Raw genomic sequence first — 21,480 nt, 5'->3', positions numbered from 1 at the left:
CCCTCATTAGAAATTCCCCATGAAAGCCATCGTCCTGCATGAACACGGCGACAACGACAAGTTGACGCTGGATCACCATTTCCCCGATCCGACACCTGGCCCGGATGACGTTGTCGTCCGCGTCAAGGCCTCGTCGCTGAATTACCACGACGTCTTCACGCGGCGCGGCATGCCCGGCATCCGCCTGAATTTCCCCATCGTCATCGGCCTGGATGTCGCCGGTGAAATTGCCGAGGTCGGCGCCGACGTCAAGGACTGGAAAGCCGGCGACCGCGTGCTGGTCGATCCTATCGACCGCGTCAATGGCGGTCTGGTGGGCGAGACCATCCATGGCGGACTGGCAGAGCTATGCCGCGTCGGCGCACATCAGTTGATCAGGCTGCCGGACGAAGTCAGCTTCAGCGAAGCAGCGGCATTGCCGGTCGCCTACGGCACAGCGCTGCGCATGATGGAAACCATAGGCCGCATCAAGGCCGGCGAGAAGGTGCTGATCCTCGGCGCCAGCGGCGGCGTCGGCGTCTGTGCCGTACAACTGGCCAAGCTGGCCGGAGCTACCGTGATTGCGGCGGCCGGCTCGCAAGAGAAAGCCGACCGCCTGCGCGAACTGGGCGCCGACGACGTCATCCTGTATACCGAAGAAGATTTCGTCAAAGCGATCTACACGCGTTACGGCAAACCGGGACGCCGCCGCAGCGGCCCGCAGGCCGGTGTCGATGTGGTGGTGAACTTCACCGGCGGCGATACCTGGACCAAATCGCTGCGCTGTCTGCGCGTCGGCGGCCGGGTGCTGACCTGTGGCGCCACCGCGGGTTACGACCCGAAGGAAGACCTGCGCTTCATCTGGACCTTCGAACTGCAGATCCTGGGTTCGAACGGCTGGGAGCGCGAGGACCTGCATCGACTGCTGGAGCTGGTGCAGGCCAGGAAACTCAAGGTGCTGATCAACAAGCAATGGCCGCTGGAACAAGGCGCACAAGCCCTGGCAAGCCTGGAAGACCGCAATGTCTTCGGCAAGGTATTGGTGGGCGGATGAGCACATCGACACCTGCTCTCAAACTCGACGCCGCCGCCATTCAGGGCTACTTCGACCGCTCGCCCTTCATTGCCTCGCTGCAGCTGGAGGTAAAGGAAGCCGATCATGAAAAAGGGCTGCTGACAGTCTTCGCCCCCTTCTTGCCGGCGTTCGAGCGCGGCGCTCAGAGCGGCCAATGGCATGGAGGCCCGCTGGCGGCGATCATCGATACCGTCGGCGATTTCGCGGTCGGCATGCAGCTCGGCCGCGGCCTGCCCACCATCAACTTTCGCGTCGATTATCTGCGCCCGGCGATCAACACCAGTCTGCTGGCCGTGGCGCAGGTGCGCCGCGCCGGCAAATCGGTCGGCGTGGCCGATGTCGACCTGTTCAACGATCAAGGCGTGCTGGTGGCCATCGGCCGCGCCAGCTATTCCACGCTCTCTGCATAAAAGGAACAACATCATGAGCAGCACCTCCGGCCTGTCGCGCCGTCAATTCATTTTCCGCAGCGTCTCGGGCGCGGCACTGGCCGCCACTTCCAGCTGGACACTGCCGGCCATTGCACAAAACACGGCGCCCAAACGCGGCGGTACGCTGGTCGCCACCTGGGGCGGGCTCGAACCGCAGGCGCTGTTCGTTCCCGGCGGCGGCGGCTCCAGCCCGTTTCAGACTTCCACCAAGATCCTGGAACGCCTGCTGAAGCTCGATGAGAAACTGGAATTCCAGCCCGTGCTGGCCGAAACCATCACGCCCTCGGCCGACTTCAAGCAATACACGATCGTCCTGCGCAAGGGTGTGAAATGGCATGACGGCGCCGATTTCGATGCCAAGGACGTGGCCTACAATTTCCTGCAGCACTGGAAGCCGATCTCCGCCGGCATCGCGCTCAAGGCCCTGAGCAAGGTCAGTGCGCCGGACAGCCATACCGTGGTGCTGAATTTCGACCAGCCGACGCCCGAGTTCTTCCTGAAATCCATCCTCGCCGGCCAGTACCAGCTGGTGGTGCCGCGCCATCTGTATGAAGGCAAGGATCTGCTGACCAATCCGCTGAACAACACGCCGGTGGGCACCGGCCCCTGGAAGTACGGCCAATGGGTGCGCGGCAGTCATGTGCTGTACGCGCGCAACACCGGTTACTGGAGCGCCAACCGCCCCTATCTCGACAAGCTGATCATCCGCTGGTGGGGCGACCCGGCCTCGCGCAGCGCGGCGCTGGAAACCGGCGAGTTGTCGGTGGCCTATTCCAACCCGGTGCCGGCGCGCGACATCGACCGTCTGGTCAAGACCGGCAAGGTGGTGGTCGACACGCGCGGCTACGAAAACTCGGCCTGGACCGTCACGGCGGAATTCAACCAGCGCCGCGAACACGTCAAGCGCAAGGAAGTGCGCCAGGCGCTGCTGCATGCGATCAACCGCCAGTTCATCGTCGACACCATCTATTACGGTCGCGGCAAACCCGCCGTTTCGCCCATCTTCAGCAGTAACGCACAGTTCTACACCAGCGACGTGCCGCGCTATCCCTTCGATCCGAAGAAGGCCGCCGCATTGCTCGACGCCGCCGGCCTGCCGCTGAAGGATGGCAAGCGCTTCACGGTGAACGTAGTGGCTGCGGCATGGTTTGAAGAGAATGCCAAACTGGGTCAATACATCAAGCAAGCGCTGGAAGATGTGGGCGTGGCGGTCAAGCTGGACTCGGTCGACCGCGCCACCGCGCTCAAGCGTATCTACGGCGACTACGACTACGACATCGCGCTCTCCAACTTCACCGCGCCGCTGGAGCCGGTGCCGATCGTGACGCAATTCTTTACCACCGACGGCATCGTCAAGGGCGCCGCCTTCCGCAACGCAACGGGATACTCCAGCAAGGAAATGGATGCGCTGGTCGCGCGCCTCATGACGGAGACCAACCCCAAGGCGCGTCAGAAACTGGCGTGGGAGTTTGCCCGACTGGCGTCGACCGACGTGCCTATCGTTCCGCTGGTGGAGATGGAGTCGTTCACGCTGGCCGGCAAAAAGGTCCGCAATTTCACCCGAGGTGCAAACGTCCAGGGCGAGTCGCTGGACGACGCCTGGATCGACAGCTAGAGGTTGATGCCATGCTTGCCCTGATCTTGCGCCGTCTGCTCCAGGCTGTTCCGCTGTTGCTGGGCGTGGTGGTGCTTAACTTCACTTTGATCCAGATGGTGCCCGGCACCTTTCTCGACGTGATGACGGCCGAACAACAAGTGACCGATCAGGCCATGATCGAGCGCCTGCGCGTGACCTACGGCATGGACCAGCCGCCCGCCGTCCAGCTGCTCAAATACATAGGCTCGGTGGCGCGGCTGGATCTGGGCTACTCGTATCGCCACAACCTGCCGGTGATCGATGTCCTGTGGGCGCACCTGCCCGCCACCTTGCTGCTGATGCTGGCGGCCTTGCTGATCGCGGTGCTGGTGGGCTCGACCGCCGGCATCGTCTCGGCGCTGAAGGTCAACACCTGGTGGGACACCGCCGTCTCGGTGTTTGCCGTGCTGTGCTTTGCGGCGCCGAGCTTCTGGCTCGGCATCATGCTGATCATTCTCTTTTGCGTGAAGCTGGGCTGGTTCCCGGTCGGCGGCATGCTCACCATCGGCCTCGACGACGGCTTCTGGACGCAGGCGCTGGACATCCTGCATCACCTGTTCCTGCCGGCCTTGACGCTGGGGCTGTTCTACAGTGCCAACTACGCGCGCGTGATGCGCGCCTCGATGCTGGAAGTCAGCCGCATGGATCACGTGCGCACTGCTTACGCCAAAGGCCTGAAGCACAGCACCGTGGTGCTGCGGCACATGGCCCGCAATGCCATGCTGCCGGTGGTCACCTTGTTCGGCCTGCAGCTGGGCGCGGTGCTGGGCGGCAGTATTGTGGTGGAAGCGGTGTTCAGCTGGCCGGGCATCGGCGGCGTGCTGTTCGACAGCGTGATGAGCCGCAACTACCCGGTGGTGCTGGGCATTCTGGTACTGAGTTCGGCCGTGGTGATCCTGTCCAATATCCTGATCGACCTGCTCTACGTCCGGCTCGATCCCCGCATCAAGGGACACTGACATGACTAGCTCTTCCATCCTGCGCTCGGCGCCGCTTGCACCGGCCAGACGCACCGAGCATTTCCTCGCACGCTTCGCGCGTCATCGCGGCGCGCTGATCGGCGCCCTGCTGCTGGGCGTCGTGGTGTTACTGGCGCTCACCGCCGGCCTGCTGTATCCCGGCAATCCCTTGCGCATTGTGGCCGCGCCCGAGATCTGGCCGTTCGAGAACTGGGCCTTTCCGCTCGGCACCGATGCCATGGGCCGCGACATCACGGCGATGATCGTGCATGGCGCGCGCGCGACACTGCTGATCGGCCTGGTGGCGGCGGCGGCGGCCACGGCCATCGGCGTGACTGTCGGCGCCTTATCGGCCTGGTGCGGCGGCTGGGTGGAAGAAATCCTGATGCGCCTGACCGAGCTGTTCCAGATCATTCCGAATGTGGTCTTTGTCCTGACCGTGGTCTCGATACTGGGCCCGCATATCGGCAACATCACGCTGGCGGTCGGCCTGGTCTCCTGGCCGCCCATCGCTCGTCTGACGCGCGCGGAATTCCTGTCGCTCAAGGAGCGCGAATTCGTGCAGGCCTGCCGTGCGGTGGCCTTGAATCCCTGGCGCATCATGTTCCGCGAAATCCTGCCCAATGCACTGCCGCCGGTCATCGTCATGGCTTCGCTGGTGGTCGCGGGGGCCATCCTTTATGAATCGGTCGTCTCCTTCCTCGGCCTGGGCGACCCCAACATTGCCAGCTGGGGCCGCATGGTCGGCGAGGGACGCACGCTGATCCGATCCTCGTGGTATCTGAGCGCAGTGCCCGGCGTCGCGATCATGCTGGTCGTGCTGGCGCTCAATCTGGTCGGCGACGGCCTGAACGATGCCCTGAATCCCAAACTGCGCAAGCGATAAACGCTGGCGCGGCATTTTTAGCTAAACATCATGACTGACTTTCGTTACAACCTGGGCGATCTGAACGATCCCGCCCTGTCGCTGGAAACCCCGGCCATCGTCGATCTGCTGGACTTCGACCGGCCTCGCCATTACAGCCATGCGCAGATCCGCTCCCTGGCCGGCGGCGTCGCGCGCTGGCTGCAGGAGCAAGGCCTGCCGCGCGGCGCGCGCATCGCGATCGCCTCACTCAACCGGGCTGAATTCCTGATCACCTATTTCGGCATCATGCGCGCCGGCTATGTCGCGGTGCCGGTCAACATCAAACAAGCCGGCGACACCATCGCCTATGTGCTGAAAGATGCGCAGATCGTGCTGGCCTTCACCGATGGCGCCCGCCGCGAATTTTTCTCAGCGCAGGTCCCCGTGATCGACTTCGACGACGCCGGCCCGGAGGGTTTCGCCGCCAGGATTGCGCCCGCCGGCTTCGACAGCATCCGCCCTGCCGCAGACCAGGAGGCGCAGATGCTCTACACCTCCGGCTCCACCGGCAAACCCAAAGGCGTGCCGCTGACGCATGCCGGGCAGTTATGGGCCTTGCAGGTCAGCACGCCGCCGGCCCCCGAGCCGCAGCGTTTGTTGCTGGCGCAGCCGCTGTTCCACATGAACGGTTTGTTCATGGCCAAGCGCGCCTTCGCGCTGCATTCGCAACTGGTGATCCTGCCCGGCTTCGACGTCGACCATTATCTTGAAGCGCTGGAGCGCTACCGCATCAATGTGTTGACGGCGGTGCCGACCATGTTCGCCCGCCTCATCAAAGATCCGCTGCGTCTGCAAGGCCGCGATTTCTCCGCGCTCAAACGGGTAGCGCTGGCCTCGGCGCCGATGACGCTGGACCTGCTGCAACGCCTGCAAGCCGCATTTCCGACCACCCAGTTCGCCCACGGCTATGGCACGACCGAGGCCGGCCCCTCGGTGTTCGGCCCGCATCCCGAGGGCATTCCGGCGCCCGGCCTGGCGGTCGGCCACCCCATCAATGTGGATCACGTGCGCCTGGCCGATGGCCCCGACGAGAATGAAGGCGTGCTGCTGATGCGCAACCCGGCGGTGCTGAAGGGCTACCACAATCTGCCGGAGAAAAGCGCGCAGGTGCTCAAGGATGGCTGGTACTACAGCGGCGACGTGATGCGCCGTGACGCACAAGGCTTCTACTACTTCATCGGCCGCGCCGACGACATGTTTGTCTGCTCGGGCGAAAACATCTATCCGGTCGAAGTGGAAAAGCTGCTTGAACGCCACCCCGACGTCACCCACGTGAGCGTGGTGCCGTTGCCGGACGAGGAGCGAGCCCATGTGCCGGTGGCCTTTGTGGTGCGGCGCCCGGGCAGCACACTGGACGCCGACGCGCTCAAACGCTTTGCGCTGGAGCATGGCCCGGCGTATCAGCATCCGCGCCGTGTCCGCTTCCTGGCGGAACTGCCCTGGGCCGGCACCAACAAGGTAGACCGCCACGTGCTGATCCAGCTGGCGCGCGAACTCGAAGCCACGCAAAACTGGCAGACAACTGACGATGAGGTGAACGCATGAGCCGTTTTGATCTGACCGGAAAGATCGCACTGGTGACCGGCGCCAGCCGCGGCATCGGCCGCGCGATTGCAGTCGCGCTCGCCGAGCAAGGCGCGCGCCTCATCGTGCATTACAACCAGGCTGCCGACGCGGCGGAGACCCTGGCCGCCACCATCCGCCAGCACGGCGGACAGGCCTGGACGGTGGCGGCCGATTTGTCTGCCGCCGACGGCGCCAGGGCGCTGGCCTGCGCGACCAAAGCGGTGATCAAGGAAGCCGGTGCCGACGGACTCGATATTCTGGTCAACAATGCCGGCGTCGGTCTGCGCGCACGCATTGCGGACGTGCGTGAAGAAGACTTCGATCGCGTGCTGCAGGTGAACCTGAAGACCCCTTTCTTCCTGATCCAGCAGCTGCTGCCGAGCTTGCGCGATGGCGGCCGCATCATCAACGTCTCGTCCATGGGCACGCGTGCGGCCTACCCGGAGATGAGCGTCTACGCGCCGGCCAAGGCCGGCCTCGAGGCGCTGAGCTTATTGCTGGCGGCAGAGCTCGGGCCACGCAACATCACGGTCAATGCCGTGCTGCCCGGCGCCACTGCCACCGATCTCAATACGCGCGCCCGTGATCCCGAAATCGCCAGGGTGATCGCGCAGACCATCGCCCTGGGCCGTGTCGGCCAGCCTGACGATATCGCCGGCATCGTCGCCTTTCTGGCGAGCGACGCCGGCCGCTGGGTGACCGGGCAGAACATCGATGCCACCGGCGGCCAGCGCCTCTGAACCGCCTTCACCAGGACGCCCATGACTGCCCTGCTTTCCATCCAGAACCTCAGCATTGCACTGCCGCCCGGCGGTGATCGTCCGCATGCACTGGCCGCTATCAACCTTGACGTGCATCCGGGCGAAGTGCTCTGCGTGGTGGGCGAAAGCGGGTCCGGCAAGTCGCTGACTGCAGCCGCCGTGCTCGGCCTGCTGCCGGAAGGCGTGGCGATCAGCGCCGGGCGCATCGCCTGGAACGGCGAAGATCTGCGCACCGCCAGCTCCGAGCGCCTGCGCCGTTTGCGCGGCCGGGAAGTCGGCATGATCTTTCAGGAGCCGATGACCGCCCTGAATCCGCTGTACACCATCGGCGACCAGATCGGCGAATTGTTCCGCGCGCACACTCGCCTCAAGCGCAAGGAAATCGAAACGCGCACGATTGCGCTGCTGGAGTCGGTGCATATTCCCGATCCCGGCAAGGCCGCTCATGCCTACCCGCATGAACTTTCCGGCGGCCAGCGGCAGCGCGCCATGATCGCCATGGCGCTGGCGCTGGAACCGAAACTATTGATTGCCGATGAGCCGACCACCGCGCTGGACGTGACCACGCAGGCGCAGATCCTGCAGCTGATCAAGGAACTGCAGCAGCGCAAAGGCACGGCGGTTCTGTTCATCACCCACGATTTCGGTGTGGTCGCCGACATCGCCGACCGCGTTGCCGTGATGCAGAAAGGCCGTCTGGTCGAGAGCGGCCCGGCCGGGGCGGTGCTGAACCATCCGCAAGATCCTTACACCCGCGCCTTGATTGCCGCGGTTCCGCCCTTGCAAGCTGCGCTGCGCGCACGCACCGAAGAACGTCCTACTGCGCTGAGCCTGAGCGGCCTCTCCAAGACCTACGGCAAGCCAAGCTGGCTCAAGCGCGATGCGCGCGTCACCCATGCCGTCAACAATGTGTCGCTCAGTCTGGCCGCCGGCAGCACGCTGGGCATCGTCGGCGAAAGCGGTTCCGGCAAATCGACCCTGGCCCGCAACGTGCTCGGCCTGCTGGTGCCCGAGGCCGGCGAGATGAGGATTTTCGGCGAGCCGGTCGACCTTGGCAGTGCTGCCGGGCGACGCCATCACGCCGCGCAGGTACAGATGGTGTTCCAGGATCCGTATGCCTCGCTCAATCCGCGTCGCCGGGTCGGCGACATCGTCACCCAAGGCCCCATCGCCCACGGCAAAACACATACTGCGGCGTGGAAGCACGCGCGTGAACTGTTCGATCTGGTCGGGCTGAGACAGGACGCTCTGGAACGCTATCCGCATGAATTTTCAGGCGGCCAGCGCCAGCGCGTGGGCCTGGCGCGGGCCCTGGCCATGGATCCGAAAATCCTGGTGGCCGATGAGCCGGTGTCGGCGCTTGATGTGTCGGTACAGGCGCAAGTACTGGCGCTGCTGGCCCGCTTGCAGGATCAGTTGCAGTTGTCGATTCTGTTCATTACGCATGACTTGCGGGTCGCTGCACAAGTCTGCGACCACATCGCTGTGATGAAATCGGGCCAGATCGTGGAGCAAGGGGAGAGTGCGCGCGTGTTCAGCAATCCGGCTCATCCTTACACGCGGGCACTCCTGGCCGCCGTGCCCGGAAAACACTGGGTGCCTGCGGCTATCGATTCCGGCAGGGCAACGAACGCCGCCTAAAACATTTTTATTTGGGTAAGGGCCAGCCTGGAAGAATTGTTGCGCCCTCGTTGCATGTTGCATGACCAGCATCGGACTGCACACACAAATAGCCCAATAGCCTGTAATGCCGTTCAGTTGAGAACTGAACGGCATTTTTTGTACTGTCTGATTTCAACTCCGCTCGCCCTGATGCACTCTAAACGCCCCATGCCGGCTTCGATACGGCCCTGCGGACCTGCTCAGCCCGAACGGCTTGCCCGGGAAATTTAACTGGCTGAACGGCATTAGCGCTATTTTTTTGACGGCCGGTAAGCCCTCATCGGGCCACAGTCGTTTAGCACTGCAAGGCGTTATTCACTGCCGATATTGCCCGCCGGAAATCTGACGGCGTCCACCAAGCGCGGTTAATCATAAATAAAGTTAAGAAAGGACTGAGTTTGTTGACCGAGGCAAAAAAATCGAAATAATACGGGTCGGATAGAATTGCTTCGCAAAGCGGGTCAATTCCACGGGTAGAGAAAAAATAAACTTCAGGGGGAATTGATGATGCGTGATTTGAATACTTTGCCGCGGCGCAGGTTTTTGCAAGCCGGGGCCGCGCTGCTGTACGCGAGCAGTTTCCCTGCAGCACTGAATGCAGCGCCGGCACTGCACTCGCCGAAAAATTTACGGGCTTTAAGCAAGAGTCTGCACGGTCGCCTGATATTGCCGGGTGAAATGGGCTATGCCATGGCGGCCGCACCCAACAACGCCCGTTATGCGGATGTACTGCCGCGCGCCGTGGCGATGTGCGCCGATGCGCACGACGTCCAGCTGTGTCTGCGCTGGGCCGCCGACCACCGCGAAAAATTTGCGATTCGCTCGGGCGGTCACAACTATGCCGGATTCTCGACCACCAAAGGCTTGCTGATCGACGTCAAGGCCATGAACAAGGTGTGGTTCGATCTCGACAAGAATCGCGGCTACATCCAGGCCGGCGCCAGTAACCAGAACATGGCCGATGCCTTCAGCGGCACCAGCTTTTCGATTCCCTCCGGCCGTTGCCCCACCGTGGGCGCCAGCGGTCTGGTGCTCGGTGGCGGCTGGGGCTTCGCCGCTACCCATGCCGGGCTGACCTGCGACAGTCTGGTGCAAACGGATCTGGTGCTGGCCAATGGCCGCCAGGTCAGCGCCGACGCCAAGGGCGACTACAAGGATCTGTTCTGGGCCCTGCGCGGCGGCGGCGGCGGCAACTTCGGCGTCAACACCGGATTCAGTTTCGACCTGCACGAGGTCAAGGATGACGTGACGATTTTCAACATCCTGTGGCCCGGTGAAAAACAGATCGAACTGCTGACGACCTTGCAGGAAATCCAGAACAACCACGCGCGGGAAATTTCGACCCGCACCAAGGCTTATCCCGAAGCCCCCGGACCAAGACCGCAACGCAATCAGCTGCAGGTGGCCACGCTGGGCCAGTTTTACGGGCCGATCGAAAAGGCCCTGGAAGCGCTGGCGCCTGCACTCAAGCTGGTCAAGCCGATCAAGAGCGATATTCGCCAGATGAGCTACTGGCAGGCGCGCGACTACCTGATCACCGATGATCCGAACGGCATGTATGACATGCGCTCAAGCTACGTGGCCGACGCCCTGCCGCCGGAAGCGCTGGAGACCATGCTGCAATGGATGATGAAGTGGCCGGGCGGCTCGCTGCTGCCGGAAAATATGGGCATTCTGTTTGCGATCGGCGGCAAGGTCAGGGACGTGGCGCCCGCTGCCACCGCCTACGTGCACCGAAACGCCAACTACATCTTTGAAATGGAAAGCGCCTGGGCGCCGATAGATCGTCCGGATGTGGTGCGCAGGCAGCAAGCCTGGCTCACGGAATATTTTGCCGCCATGCAGCCATTCATGCTGCCGCAATCCTATGTCAACTTCCCTAGCCGCAACCTGCCGAACTGGGCAAAGGCTTACTATGGAGACAACCTGGCACAATTGATGCGTGTGAAAAACAGATACGATCCCGGCAACTTGTTTTCCTTTGAGCAAAGCATACCTTCCGCTTAAGAACATGAATTTTGTATCAAAGCATTCTTTGGCTGTCCATTTACTCCGCATCATTTTTGGCAGTTACTTTGTGGTGACGCTCATTGTTACCTGCGTGCAACTGAGCGCTGACTACCAGCACACGAAAACCGGTATCGACAATGAATTGATGGCCATGGATCTGACCTTTGGCGCCAGTCTGGCCAGCTCAACCTGGCGCTTTCAGGGGGACGTACAAAAGGCCACGCTCACGGGCATCAGCAATCTGCCGGTCGTGACCGGCGTCAAGATAGAAGATCCGCAAGGACGGCTGGTGCTCGCCCTCGGCAATATTTATGACGGCAACGGCAAGCAGATTCATGTCGATGCCGACGGCGTGGGCAGCCCCGTGACGGCAGACTTCCTGAATGCCGCCATCGGCCATCGCTTTCCCATCCTGTATCGGGACGAGCACAACGTCAGCCACGATATCGGCTCCTGGACGGTGTACTCCAGCCGTCACGTGGTCGTCAAAAAAGTGGCCTATGGCTTCATGCTCATTCTCATCAACTCCATCATCAAGACCCTGGTGCTGTGGTTCATCTTCCTTTACGTGTTTCAACGCTGGCTGGGTACGCCCATCACCAAGCTCAGCTCCTTCGTGCGCGAGCAGGATCTGAACCAGCCCGGTACGCAGCAAGACATAGCATTGCCCGGCAAGAAACAGCATGAATTGCATTTTCTGGCCGACGCCATCAACGCCATGCTGGCCAGCCTGAGAAAACACATGGCGCAGAACCGCACGCTCTATGACGAGTTGCAACAGGAAAAAGAGTCGCTGCGTGCGCTGAACAAGTCGCTGGAACTGCGCATTGCCGAACGTACCCGCGATCTGGCGCAGGCCAACGAGCAACTCAGGTTGCTCAGCCTGACCGACGCCCTGACCGGCATTCCCAACCGCCGCTGTTTTGATCAGACCCTGGAGCAGGAATGGCGCCGCTGCGCCCGCAATGGCAGACCGTTGACGGTCGCCTTGTTCGATGTGGACTGGTTCAAGCATTACAACGACCAGTATGGTCACATTGCAGGCGATGAGGTGCTGCGCAAAGTTGCCAGCATGCTGCAACAAAGCGTCGGCCGAGCCGGCGACACCGTGGCCCGCTTTGGCGGAGAAGAGTTTGCACTGATCGCGTCGGACACCGACACCGAAGCCGGACTCAGTATTGTGCACAAAATGTGCGACGCCATTTTCTCTCTGCATGCCCCGCACGCCTTGTCGCAGTTCGGGCGCATCACGGTCAGCGTTGGCGTGGCCAGTTGTGTGCCGCCTGCGCACGGTGGTGATATCAATACGCTGCTGCAGGCAGCCGACGCTGCCCTGTATCGCGCGAAAATTGCCGGTCGCAACCAGGTTGTGGTTGCCGAATAAGCGCCGCCGGCATCATTGAAGAAAGCAGCTGATGTTGTATAGCGTTCTGCGTTACCTTTTGCTCCCCTTGCTGATGAGTGCACTGGGCTCCAGCGCCTTGGCTGCCGACCAGATCGTCTGGGGCAAATATAATGTGCCGCCCTATATGATCCGCTCGGGAGAGTGGGCGCATCAAGGTATCTTCGACCAGGCCCTTGATGTTCTGAAGACCCAGCTGCCTCAGTACCAGCACGTGGAATTGGAGGCGCCGTTTCCACGCATCATCAGCGAGATCAAAAAAGGCAGTCATTGGTGCTATAACGGCACCTTGAAAACACCGGAGCGTGAGGCCTACGGCTATTTTTCTCTGCCCACTTCGATTTTTCTTCCCTTGCGGATCATCGTCCGTCGCGATCGCCTGAACCAGTTCAAGGGCAGGCAGTCGCTGCAGGCCCTGCTGCAGAACCCTCAGTTCATCACCTCCGTCATGCGCGACCGATCCTACAGCCCGACCGTGGACAGATTGCTGACGGCCTATCCGCCGAAAGAATATTATTCCGAGCAGGTTGAAGCCATCGGCATGTTGCTGGCGGGACGCCTCGACTACATGATCGAGTTGCCGCTGCTGGCTTCAGATCAGGCCCGTGTAATGGGCCACCCTGGAGAACTGGTCGCCATTCCCATGCAGGAGGCAGACGAAGTCGTATTCAACCGGGTGATGTGCCCAAAGAATGAATGGGGGCGCAAGGTAGTCGAGAAGGTCAACAAGGTGCTGATCGCCCATCGCGGCAAACCCTATTACCGCCATATCGTCGAAAAGTGGCACGATCCTGAGTCAGTGGCTGAAATCCGTAAAATTTACGATGGGGTATTTCTCAAGACCCCATGAAGCGCTGCGTGACATGTCGATTCTGCGGACAGGCAACGTAAAACGAATACGCCGCAGGAAGCAATTTTTTCAAGACCGCTAGCCGCTGGCCATCCTTGAACGGCGCGATAGCACCGCCGACGCCCATCAGAAAATATCCGCGTAGTTTGCATGGCCGCGGTCAGCAGGAAATGGGGAGTCGCCGCGCAAAGGATAATAATTCTCATTATTGTAGTATCCTTTGCGCTCCGTACCGTTTCGCCCCCCCCTCGCTGCGATGCTGTCCAACAATGCCCGCCCACCCCTGCTTGACCGTCTGGTTCATCACTACGATGAACTGGTGAGTTACGTCTGTCGCGCCACCGGCAGGTTTCATTCGGACCATCGCCAGGTACGCGACAGCGCACGCGAAGCGGTGCATGACATCTGCCTGCAGTTGTTAGGCAACAATGATGCGGCGGAAGAGATCAAGGTGCCGCTGGCGTTCCTGCGTACGCTCTCCAAGCGGCGCGCCATCGACAATCTGCGCCGGGACGTCGCCTGGGCCCGGTTCGCGGCCAGGGCCGAGGATCATCCTGAGCTCAACGAGCTGGCCGCCGGCGCGTCCGACGAGCCCGAACATCGCCTGCTGGCGAAGCAGCGGCTCGCGCTGCTGGCGCAGGCGATAGAGTCGCTGCCGCCGCGCTGCCGCGAAGTATTCGTGCTGCACAAGATCCACGAATGGCCGCAGGCCGAAGTTGCCGATTATTTAGGCATTTCCATCAAGACGGTAGAAAAACACATGCGTATCGCCGTTGCCTGCTGCCGTTTCGCACTGGGCGATCTGCTGCCGCAGCCCGGCGCACGAGGGAGGGCATGATGCAGCGCGCGCAGACAGCCCAGGGCCATGAAAAGACCATGCCACCAAGGGAAGAGTTGGCGATGGCGGTCGACGAACACCGCGCCGCACTCAAGGCCATGTTCCCGCTGCCGCCGCCGCGCGCGCCGCGCCGCAAGCAGGCCGCCGTGGCGGGCGCGGTGCTCGCGCTGCTGGTGTGCGCCGGCCTGTGGTGGCTGGATCCGGTCTATCACCACGAGGAATTCGCCACCCGGATCGGCCAGATCGTCGACATACAACTGGCCGACGCCAGCCATGTCGTGCTGGACACCAACACCCGCCTGAACGTGCAATGGCGCTTGCGCTCACGCCGGATGGAGCTGGCGCAGGGGCGCGCGCATTTCGACGTGGCGCATTCTTCGCTGCGCCCCTTATTCGTGGATGCCGGTCCGGCCCAGGTCAGGGTGGTCGGCACCCACTTCGACGTCTGGCGCCAGACCGCCGCCACCCAGGTCTCGGTCTATCAGGGCAAGGTCGCCGTCTGGCGCAGCGGCAGCATGCCGGACAGCGGCATTGTTCTCACACCGCTGCAACAGACCACGGTGAGCGCCGCCGGCGCTGAGACCCTCCCGCTGCAAGCGCGTGCGCTGGAAAATGCCGAGCGCCAGGTCTGGCGCCAGGGCCGGCTCGTATTCAGCGACACGCCTCTGGATGAAGTCATCGCGACCCTGCAGCGCTACCGCAGCCAGCCGCTGACGCTGTCCGATCGCAGACTGGCCGGCCTGACGGTATCGGGCGTATTCGATGCCGCCAACATCGGCCAGTTGCTGGCGATGCTGCCGGAAACCCTGCCGGTCGCCCTGCGTCGCACATCCGATGGCGGCACCGAAATCCGGCCGCGATAAAAATATTGTCAGCGGAAGGTAGGGTTGCCGGCACACTGGAACGACATGTATTCCTGAGACCAATCAACCCGAGGGAATCATGTCCTGTCATCCGCGCCACCCCAAGATCACCCGTCCGAAGCACACCATCACCCGCCACGCCATGGCAGCCGGCATGGCCCTGGCCATCGCCGCCTGGCACGTCAACGTCCAGGCACAAACCGCCCCGCGCACGGAAATGGCGGCGACGCATCAAATCAATTTGCCGGCGGCGCCGCTGACGCAGTCGCTCAATGCCCTGGCGCAGCAGTCGGGCGTGCAGATTCTGTATGCCGGAAACCTGACCAGCAAGCGCAATGCGCCCGCTCTGCAAGGCAGCTTCACGGTGGCCCAGGCCTTGCAACGACTGCTCGCAGAGACCGGACTCAAGGCCATGGCGCGCGGCGACAAGACCTGGAGCATTGTGCCTGAAGCCGATACTGCGGACGGCGCACAGGCGCTGCCGGCCTTGACGGTCAGCGCCATCAAGGATGGCGCCAGTGAAGGGACAGACTCTTACACCACAGGCGCGACCAGCGCGGCCACCAGGATCAATCTGTCGATGCGCGAGACGCCGCAAACCATCACGGTGACCACGCGCGCCAAGATGGACGACTTCAGGCTCAACACCATCAATGAGGTGCTGGCCAACACCGCCGGCGTCACCACCGACAAAGCGGAAACCGAGCGCACCTACTTCACTGCACGCGGCTTCGACGTCACCAACTTCACCTTCGACGGCGTCGGCGTGCCCCTGACTTATGGCGCCCAGGCCGGCGATCTCGACACCGCCATGTTCGACCGCATCGAGGTACTGGCAGGCGCCAACGGCCTGAGCGTATCGACCGGCAATCCGTCGGCCACGGTCAACTTCGTGCGCAAGCGCCCGACTTCCGACTTTCAGGCGGCGGCCGGCCTGACCCTCAGCTCCTGGAACACCAGGCGGCTCGACGCCGACATCTCCGGTCCCCTGAACGAAGCCGGTACGGTTTCCGGCCGTATCGTCGCGGCGCATCAGGAAGGCGACTCTTATCTCAACCGCTACCAATCCACCAAGGACCTGTTCTACGGCGTGGTGCAGGCTGAACTCGGCCATTCGACCACGGCGACCCTGGGCTACAGCTATCAGAAGGTGCATGCCCGCGGCGCCATGTGGGGCGCCCTGCCGCTGACCAATGCCGACGGCAGCCAGGCCCGGTACGGCGTGGGCGCCAGCACTTCGGCCGACTGGTCGTTCTACGATTCGACGGAGCAGCGCGCCTTCGCTGAACTGAACCAGAAACTCGGCGACAACTGGCAATGGAAAACCTCGCTGAACCATGACGTGATCGATAGCGACAGCTCGCTCTTCTACGTCGCCGGCGCCTACGATGCCGCGACCGGCACCGGCCTGCTCGGCTTTCCCTCGATGACCACCAGCAGCAACAAGCGCAGCTTCATCGACAGCAATGTAACCGGCAAATACACACTGTTCGGCCGCCGGCACGATCTGAGCGTGGGCCTGAGCTGGTCGCGCTCCAAGCAGGATCAGCTCAGTCGCAACACCGACTCCGGCGCCGGCGGCTATTACTACGACATCTCGCTGGCGCAAGCCTTCGGCGGCGCCTTTCCCTCACCGGTCTACAACGGCGACATGACCACCGAAGCCTATGTCGATACGCGCAAGACCATCTATGCCGCCACGCGCCTGAACCTGCATGATCGCGTCAAGCTGCTGCTGGGCGCCAACTACACCAGGGCCGATTCCAGCGGCTACGCTGAAAGCGACACCCATGTGCTGAGTCAGTCGGCAGTGTCGCCCTATGCCGGACTGGTGGTCGATCTGAGCCGGAACATCTCTGCCTTCGGCAGTTACACCAAGATCTTCAATCCGCAGTATCAGGTTGACGTCAATCACGCGACGCTGGCCGCCGCAAAAGGCGACAGCTACGAGCTCGGTCTGAAGGGTGAGTTTTTCGAACGCAGCCTCAACACCTCGGCCTCGGTGTTCCGCGCCAGGCAAACCGGGCTGGCCGACTATGCCGGTTCCTTCGCTGACTTCTCTTACTACTATCAAGGCATCAACGCCAGATCGGAAGGGGCCGACTTCAGCCTGAACGGCCAACTCGGCAGGAACTGGCAGGCGGGAATGGGGCTGGTGCTCATGCGTATGACTGACGATAACGGCAACTCGGTGCGTACCTTCGTGCCGCGTCGCCAGTTGCGCATGTCGACCACTTACCGGTTGCCGCAAATGGAACAGATCAAGGTCGGCGCCAGCCTGCTCTACCAAAGCAAGACCAGCTACGACGCCACCAACGCGGCCTATCAGGGCGGCTATTCGGTGCTCAATCTGATGTCCAGCTACGAGATCAGCAAGAACCTGAGCGTGTCGTTCAACCTGAACAATGTATTCAACAAAAAATATCTCTACAGCGTGAAGCAGGGATCGGGCTACTACGCCCCGCCTATCAATGGCAGCGTGGCGATCAACTGGAAGTATTGATGCGCGCGCGCCGGGCCGGCCTGGCCTGGCTGCGGTGCTTGATGCCTGTATGAGTCAGCAGCGACCAGGGCCGCGGGCATTTAGCGGCAGCCTGACCAGGCGCTGCCGTCAGCCAAGAATCAGACCGTATCGACAGAAGCCTCCAGCCGGAGGCTTCTGTCTTTTCAGCACTTGTTGTATTCACTCAGTCGCATGCTCTTGCGAATCGTCGATCTGCGTCCGATCGCAGCGACTAGAAGTCCACGCTGGCGGACAAGCTCACGACGCGAGGCTGCCCCACGTACAGCCAGCTTCCCGAGCCGCTGGCCCAGTAGGAGCGGTTGAACAGGTTCTGGATACCGGCCTTGAATACCGTGGATTTGCCCGCGATGATGGTCTTGTAACGTGCCCCGATGTCCCAGCGCGTCCATCCGGCAATGCTTCGGGTATTGGCCTCGTCGAGGTATTGCGAACTGCTGCTGATGGCACGCGCCGACAGCGTGATGCCCGGCAGTGAAGCAGGATCATATTCACCACCAAGATTGAGCTGCCAGCGCGAGACGTTGGCGGCCATCTTGCCATCGTTGGCACCGCCGTCGGTGCCCGTCAACCTGGGATCGGTGTAGGTGGCCCCGCCCAGCAGCCGGACACCGCGTGCAACTTCGCCGTAGAAGCTGAGTTCAAGCCCTCGATTGCGTTGCTCGCCGCTGACCCGATAAGTGTAAGTACCGTCGCCGTTGGCGACCGACAAGCCGCTTGGCTTTTGAACCTGAAACAGGCTCGCCGTCGCCATGAATCGACCGAGGTCGTATTTGGTGCCGATCTCGCGCTGCTTGGTTTTGATCGGCGGGAACACCTGTCCGGCATTGGTGGTGCCGACCGGTGCCGTATCACCCTGACCCAGCCCTTCAATGTAATTGCCATAAACCGACCAGTTCGGCTGAAGCTTGAACACCGCCGCCAGCACGGGGGTAAGTGCGCTCTGGTCGTAAGTCGTGGTGCCGGCGCCGGTAGCGGTGTCGTAGGCAATGAACTTGACCCGCTGATGACGTGCGCCCACCGTCAGCGCGATGCGATCATCCAGAAAAGAGAGCGTGTCGGAGAGCGCCACCGACGGCAGTTCCAGCGTATCGGTTTTAGCCGGATCGGAAGAAAAGCCCGCCAGTGATGGCGCCGCAACCGACGGGGGGTTGTAGATGTTGGTAGCGAAACTGGTGAAGCCGTAGTAGTCCGTCGTATAGCCGTGGTCTTTCTTCAGATAGGTGGCGCCGAGATTGATCTGGTGCCGGATGCCGCCGGTATTGAACTTGCCCTTGATACCGCCTTGCACGACCCGGTAGTTGTACCAGTCAGGCCAGTAATAAACGGTCGCTTGCGCATTGCCCTGAGCATCGGAGACGTAAGTGTCGGTGGACAGGTAACTGAATGTGTTGTTGCTGCCGCCCGCTGCACCGTAGATGCTCCAGTCGGGATTGATATCGTATTCGCCCTTGAGTAGCAGGTAACTGCTGCGGGTCCTGGAAAACTCCCAGTCCTGGGCCACGCGCGTGCTGCCGGCAGGCGCACTGACCACCGCGATGGCATCATCGATCCCGAAGCCGCCGGACCCCTGGGGCGCCTTGTTGTTGAGAGTCTGGTGGCCGGCATCCAGAGATACCCGCAGCTCACGTCCGCGATAGTCGATGCCGATGGTGGCCACGCTCAGTTCGACCGACTGGCCCTCGGTTGGCGTATTGCCATTGCGATAGGAGCCATTGAAGCGCACGCCCCACTGGTTCTCTTCACCAAAACGCCGGCCGAGATCAAGGTGGCCGCCGACGATGCCATCCGACATATAGGACGCCGTGACTCTGGTCAGCGGCTGATCGTCGGCCCGCTTGGGCACCATGTTGATCGCACCGCCAACGGAGCCGCCGGCGCCCGGCGCCATGCCGTTGAGCAGAGCATTCGGTCCCTTGAGCACTTCGATGCGCTCGGCGGTTTCGACCGGTAGCGTGCGGGAGGGAGCAATGCCGGGAATACCGTCGAACAGCACGGAGTTCTGGATGGAAAAGCCGCGGATGAGGAAAGAATCGCCGGCGCCGGCCGCATTGGTCAATCCATAGGAAACGGAGCGCACCGCCGGATCATTGGCCAGAACGTCCGCCAGGGTAATGGCTTGCTGGTTTTCCATCAGTTCGGCGGTGTAGCTGATCGTGCTGAACGGCGTATCCAGCACATCCTTGTTGCCGAGCAATCCGGCCCGGGAGCCACGCGCCACCTGGCTCCCGGCGTAAGGCGCCGGCAAGCCGCTGACCTCGGCGCTGGCATTGACCTGCACCGTCGGCAGGGTAGCGCCGGCAGGCAGCGCGGTGCTGACCGGTATCACCGCGAACGTGCCATCCGCCTGCCGAGCGGCCTGCAGTCCGGTCCCTTCCAATGCCGCCTGGAAGGCGCCATCGACCGAGTATTTGCCGCGTACGCCCGGGCTGTTTTTTCCTGCGGTGACTGAGGTCGGCACGCTCAGCAGCAGGTTGGCCTGGTCTGCGAGGCGATTCAAGGTGCTTGCCAGCGGACCCGCCGGAACATCAAAGCTGCGCACGGCGACTTGCCCGGCCTGATCGCCCGACGATGTCTGCGCATGCGCCGGCAGCGTCGCAGAAATGCCGCTCACCGTCATCATGGCAAGCAGCGCCAGCCTGGTCGCCAGAACACCGGGGCGCGGATGACTTTGCCAGGCATCGCCTTCACGTGCGATCAAGGCAGGACGCTTGTCATGCTTGTTATTTGAGTGGCGATGTTGCTGATGCTGGCGATGCATAGGACGAATTCCCCGTAGAGGTTGGCAAGGAGAGGCCCATTTCGCATCCATCAGCGCCAGCTATCGGCGCTGGCCATGCCCGTCGAATGGTCCTCTTTCATTCATTACCCGAACGAGGAGCAAAAAAACGAACTGATTTTTGAAAAATAATTATTCAGCACGAAGAGCAAGTCGGCCAACAGTGCCCGCCTGCTTTTTTAGCCGGCTTCTGAGCTACTTTTTTGAGCTGGCTTTTTTTGCTATTTCTTTCTGATACTGAACCACCACGGCAGAGGCCGGGATATCTGAATCGGCAAATCACGTTCAAGCATGCCCAGCACTTTGGGCAAATTGGCGACGGGATAGCGGCCGCTCACACGCAAGCCGGCGATATCGGGCGAAACGCCGACGTAGGCGCGCTGATACCGCGCCAGCTCTATCACCAGCTCGTCCAGGGAGATGTCTTCGGCCAGGATGACGCCGCGCGACCAGGCTTGCCTGGCGGCATCAGCCGGCATTGCGTCGGCAATGCTGTCTGCAGAGAATTGGCGCTGCTGACCGGCCGGGACGATGGCGCGCTGGCCGGCCAGGTTGCGGATTTCCACACGCCCTTCAAACACGGTCAGCTGCGTGTAGTCACGCGTCTGACGGACCACAAAGCGAGTTCCCAATGCCTCCATTCGCCCGAAGTCGGTGGTAAGGAAGAACGGCCGCCCGGCGCCGTCTTTCGCGGTATCGACCAGCACCTCGCCCACACGCAATCTGAGCAGGCGCCGGGAATCGTCGAACGCGACATCCAGCGCGCTGAAGGTGTTGAGCCAGATATGGCTGCCATCGGCCAGGAAGAAGTCCTTGATCTCGCCGACCGCCGTGTGATGATCGGCGCTCCAGGCCAGCACCGTGTCGGCAACCGGCGTGAAGCGCCAGGCGCCCCAGGCGGCAAGACCAGCGCCGCCGAGCGCGGCGAGGCCGCGCAACACGGTTCGACGCTTCCTGGTCTGGATCGACTGCGTGGATGAAACGCTGATGGCCACCGCCGCTGCCTGACGCTCTCCGTCGGCCCGGAGCGGGGAGAAACGATGGCTGACCGCTTCTACATGAGTCCACGCGCGGCGGTTTTGCGGCCGCGCGGCCAGCCACTCCTGCCAGGCGATCTTCTGTTCGTCGGACACCTGATTGACCTGCAGCGAGGCGTACCAGCGCGCAGCCTGCTCCAGGCTATCGTAGTCCGCTTGTGCATCGTCTTTGGGTGCGCGCTGATGGCGTAGGGGAGCCGGCAT

General features: G+C 62.2%; 16 protein-coding genes. 14 read left to right on the top strand and 2 right to left on the bottom strand.

Going from position 1 to position 21,480, the window contains the following annotated elements:
* The first annotated feature begins 19 nt into the window (after positions 1-19).
* From PQR62_RS07590 to PQR62_RS07525, 14 genes are all read left to right on the top strand, one after another.
* Positions 20-1,033 carry a quinone oxidoreductase family protein gene (locus tag PQR62_RS07590; protein ID WP_408156427.1) on the top strand — a complete coding sequence of 338 codons (1,014 nt, stop codon included), beginning with the start codon at positions 20-22 and terminating at the stop codon, positions 1,031-1,033.
* On the top strand, positions 1,030-1,464 hold the full coding sequence (locus PQR62_RS07585) for a PaaI family thioesterase (protein WP_408156425.1): 435 nt from the start codon (positions 1,030-1,032) through the stop codon (positions 1,462-1,464). The genes PQR62_RS07590 and PQR62_RS07585 overlap by 4 nt, the downstream gene beginning before the upstream one ends.
* A gap of 13 nt (positions 1,465-1,477) precedes the next feature.
* Complete coding sequence (locus PQR62_RS07580; protein WP_408156423.1) at positions 1,478-3,100, top strand: ABC transporter substrate-binding protein; 1,623 nt, start codon at positions 1,478-1,480, stop codon at positions 3,098-3,100.
* A gap of 11 nt (positions 3,101-3,111) precedes the next feature.
* Positions 3,112-4,080: an ABC transporter permease gene (locus PQR62_RS07575; RefSeq protein ID WP_408156421.1), complete on the top strand. Its 969-nt coding sequence runs from the start codon at positions 3,112-3,114 to the stop codon at positions 4,078-4,080.
* Between the two features lies 1 nt (position 4,081).
* On the top strand, positions 4,082-4,966 hold the full coding sequence (locus PQR62_RS07570; protein WP_408156419.1) for an ABC transporter permease: 885 nt from the start codon (positions 4,082-4,084) through the stop codon (positions 4,964-4,966).
* A 30-nt stretch (positions 4,967-4,996) separates the two neighbouring features.
* A complete protein-coding gene (locus PQR62_RS07565) occupies positions 4,997-6,532 on the top strand; it encodes a class I adenylate-forming enzyme family protein (protein WP_408156417.1) in 1,536 nt (511 codons plus the stop codon).
* Positions 6,529-7,293 (top strand): SDR family oxidoreductase, encoded by a 765-nt coding sequence (locus tag PQR62_RS07560; RefSeq protein ID WP_408156415.1) that lies wholly within the window; start codon positions 6,529-6,531, stop codon positions 7,291-7,293. Before PQR62_RS07565 ends, PQR62_RS07560 begins: the two co-directional genes overlap by 4 nt.
* A 21-nt stretch (positions 7,294-7,314) precedes the next feature.
* The gene (locus PQR62_RS07555; protein ID WP_408156413.1) at positions 7,315-8,955 is read left to right on the top strand and encodes an ABC transporter ATP-binding protein; all 1,641 of its coding nucleotides are present in this window, start codon (positions 7,315-7,317) and stop codon (positions 8,953-8,955) included.
* 564 nt (positions 8,956-9,519) lie between these two features.
* Entirely contained in the window at positions 9,520-10,983 is a 1,464-nt protein-coding gene (locus PQR62_RS07550) for an FAD-binding oxidoreductase (protein WP_408156411.1), read from the top strand.
* A 70-nt stretch (positions 10,984-11,053) separates the two neighbouring features.
* Positions 11,054-12,370 carry a sensor domain-containing diguanylate cyclase gene (locus tag PQR62_RS07545; RefSeq protein WP_408156409.1) on the top strand — a complete coding sequence of 439 codons (1,317 nt, stop codon included), beginning with the start codon at positions 11,054-11,056 and terminating at the stop codon, positions 12,368-12,370.
* A gap of 31 nt (positions 12,371-12,401) precedes the next feature.
* Complete coding sequence (locus tag PQR62_RS07540) at positions 12,402-13,238, top strand: TIGR02285 family protein (RefSeq protein WP_408156407.1); 837 nt, start codon at positions 12,402-12,404, stop codon at positions 13,236-13,238.
* Between the two features lie 256 nt (positions 13,239-13,494).
* Positions 13,495-14,076 (top strand): RNA polymerase sigma factor, encoded by a 582-nt coding sequence (locus PQR62_RS07535; RefSeq protein WP_408156405.1) that lies wholly within the window; start codon positions 13,495-13,497, stop codon positions 14,074-14,076.
* Between the two features lie 38 nt (positions 14,077-14,114).
* Positions 14,115-14,939 (top strand): FecR family protein, encoded by an 825-nt coding sequence (locus tag PQR62_RS07530; protein WP_408156403.1) that lies wholly within the window; start codon positions 14,115-14,117, stop codon positions 14,937-14,939.
* Between the two features lie 79 nt (positions 14,940-15,018).
* The gene (locus PQR62_RS07525) at positions 15,019-17,442 is read left to right on the top strand and encodes a TonB-dependent siderophore receptor (protein ID WP_408156401.1); all 2,424 of its coding nucleotides are present in this window, start codon (positions 15,019-15,021) and stop codon (positions 17,440-17,442) included.
* 232 nt (positions 17,443-17,674) lie between these two features.
* Here the strand turns inward: PQR62_RS07525 and PQR62_RS07520 are convergent, their stop codons facing one another.
* Positions 17,675-20,221 carry a TonB-dependent siderophore receptor gene (locus tag PQR62_RS07520; RefSeq protein WP_408156399.1) on the bottom strand — a complete coding sequence of 849 codons (2,547 nt, stop codon included), beginning with the start codon at positions 20,219-20,221 and terminating at the stop codon, positions 17,675-17,677.
* Between the two features lie 239 nt (positions 20,222-20,460).
* A complete protein-coding gene (locus tag PQR62_RS07515) occupies positions 20,461-21,480 on the bottom strand; it encodes a FecR domain-containing protein (RefSeq protein WP_408156397.1) in 1,020 nt (339 codons plus the stop codon).

Origin of the sequence: Herbaspirillum lusitanum (assembly GCF_046025995.1) — a bacterium.
GTDB classification, from domain to species: Bacteria; Pseudomonadota; Gammaproteobacteria; order Burkholderiales; family Burkholderiaceae_D; genus Herbaspirillum; species Herbaspirillum lusitanum_A.
This window is presented reverse-complemented; position numbering and strand designations above follow the sequence as displayed.

Bases quoted from the DNA above. Each gene is read 5' to 3' on its own strand.
- PQR62_RS07590 (WP_408156427.1), top strand. From the start codon at position 20: ATGAAAGCCATCGTCCTGCATGAACACGGCGACAACGACAAGTTGACG.
- PQR62_RS07585 (WP_408156425.1), top strand. From the start codon at position 1,030: ATGAGCACATCGACACCTGCTCTCAAACTCGACGCCGCCGCCATTCAG.
- PQR62_RS07580 (WP_408156423.1), top strand. From the start codon at position 1,478: ATGAGCAGCACCTCCGGCCTGTCGCGCCGTCAATTCATTTTCCGCAGC.
- PQR62_RS07575 (WP_408156421.1), top strand. From the start codon at position 3,112: ATGCTTGCCCTGATCTTGCGCCGTCTGCTCCAGGCTGTTCCGCTGTTG.
- PQR62_RS07570 (WP_408156419.1), top strand. From the start codon at position 4,082: ATGACTAGCTCTTCCATCCTGCGCTCGGCGCCGCTTGCACCGGCCAGA.
- PQR62_RS07565 (WP_408156417.1), top strand. From the start codon at position 4,997: ATGACTGACTTTCGTTACAACCTGGGCGATCTGAACGATCCCGCCCTG.
- PQR62_RS07560 (WP_408156415.1), top strand. From the start codon at position 6,529: ATGAGCCGTTTTGATCTGACCGGAAAGATCGCACTGGTGACCGGCGCC.
- PQR62_RS07555 (WP_408156413.1), top strand. From the start codon at position 7,315: ATGACTGCCCTGCTTTCCATCCAGAACCTCAGCATTGCACTGCCGCCC.
- PQR62_RS07540 (WP_408156407.1), top strand. From the start codon at position 12,402: ATGTTGTATAGCGTTCTGCGTTACCTTTTGCTCCCCTTGCTGATGAGT.
- PQR62_RS07535 (WP_408156405.1), top strand. From the start codon at position 13,495: ATGCTGTCCAACAATGCCCGCCCACCCCTGCTTGACCGTCTGGTTCAT.
- PQR62_RS07530 (WP_408156403.1), top strand. From the start codon at position 14,115: ATGCCACCAAGGGAAGAGTTGGCGATGGCGGTCGACGAACACCGCGCC.
- PQR62_RS07525 (WP_408156401.1), top strand. From the start codon at position 15,019: ATGTCCTGTCATCCGCGCCACCCCAAGATCACCCGTCCGAAGCACACC.
- PQR62_RS07520 (WP_408156399.1), bottom strand. From the start codon at position 20,221: ATGCATCGCCAGCATCAGCAACATCGCCACTCAAATAACAAGCATGAC.
- PQR62_RS07515 (WP_408156397.1), bottom strand. From the start codon at position 21,480: ATGCCGGCTCCCCTACGCCATCAGCGCGCACCCAAAGACGATGCACAA.